Here is a 1,007-nt window from a genome sequence, read left to right on the forward strand (position 1 = left end):
GCGGGTACGCCGAGGTCGCGGGCAAGCAGGTCCGCAAGGGTCGACTTTCCGGTACCGGAGAGTCCGGTGAACACGATCACTGGGTTGCTGCTCATACCTTGGATCGTCCTACAGCTGACAGCCTTACATCGTCTACCGACCTCTGGCCCCATGAACTACTCAGCGGCATAGCCGGCCGTGCCGATGACCGATCACCCGGGACGTGTCATAAGACCAGTTCAGATGATCTTTCAATACGGATCCTGCAGCCCACCCTCCAGGTGAGAGGTATCCGCGAGAGCGACCACCGCCCTGTTACGCCAGTAGTCGTCGTGCCGCAAATGGGTAATCGCCCCCGGCCTGGTCGCGAACGACGCGAACCCGACCGCATCCGTCGGCCGTGGGTGACGACGACGTGGTCGTGATCGCGGTCCGCCATCAACTCCCGCACACACGCTTGCACCCGTGTCGCGACCTCGCGTCGAGTCTCCGCACCTGGGACCGGTCCCCGGTGATCGAGCCGATCGTCATCCGGTGCCGGAATCTGCCGGCCGGACAACCACGCGTTCGGTCGCCCCTCAGCCTCCCCGAAACTGATCTCCCGCAACCGCGCATCCGCCCTGAGCTCAGCACAAAGTGCGTCGGCGAGGATCCGCGCAGTCTCCCCACAGCGTTCTAGATCGGACGTCGTAATCCGCAGCGGCCGCCCCACCTCCTCGCGGCGACGACACAGCTCCCGCGCAACCAATCTGGCATCACGACGTCCCCGCGGTGTCAGCCGCGAGTCGAACCAGCCGCCCACCAGATCACGCTCGGTGTGCTCAGCATGCGGATGCGTCACCACGAACAGCTCATGCATGAACTGCACCATAAACCCCACTCACACGAGGACACCGGGACGTGTCATCTTCCCTGGTCAGAGCGCTCTTCGAGTCCGCGGTTCTTGCCGTCCATCCAGGCGATCACGTCGAAGACGCGGAGCGCGGAGATCTCGTCGGGGAGGCCGGCCTCCTCCCGGATCGACAGCA

Annotated in this window: 2 protein-coding genes; both read right to left on the reverse strand. The window is 64.5% G+C overall.

The annotated features are described in order from the left end of the window. Positions 1-205 precede the first annotated feature (205 nt). The gene (locus tag AZG88_RS50915; protein ID WP_331712313.1) at positions 206-850 is read right to left on the reverse strand and encodes a histidine phosphatase family protein; all 645 of its coding nucleotides are present in this window, start codon (positions 848-850) and stop codon (positions 206-208) included. A gap of 32 nt (positions 851-882) precedes the next feature. Then, positions 883-1,005: a DUF6308 family protein gene (locus AZG88_RS54565; RefSeq protein WP_331712314.1), complete on the reverse strand. Its 123-nt coding sequence runs from the start codon at positions 1,003-1,005 to the stop codon at positions 883-885. Positions 1,006-1,007: the final 2 nt, after the last annotated feature.

It is taken from the genome of Rhodococcus sp. LB1 (assembly GCF_001583455.1).
Taxonomy (GTDB): Bacteria; Actinomycetota; Actinomycetes; order Mycobacteriales; family Mycobacteriaceae; genus Rhodococcus_F; species Rhodococcus_F opacus.

Bases quoted from the DNA above. Each gene is read 5' to 3' on its own strand.
- AZG88_RS50915 (WP_331712313.1), bottom strand. From the start codon at position 850: ATGGTGCAGTTCATGCATGAGCTGTTCGTGGTGACGCATCCGCATGCT.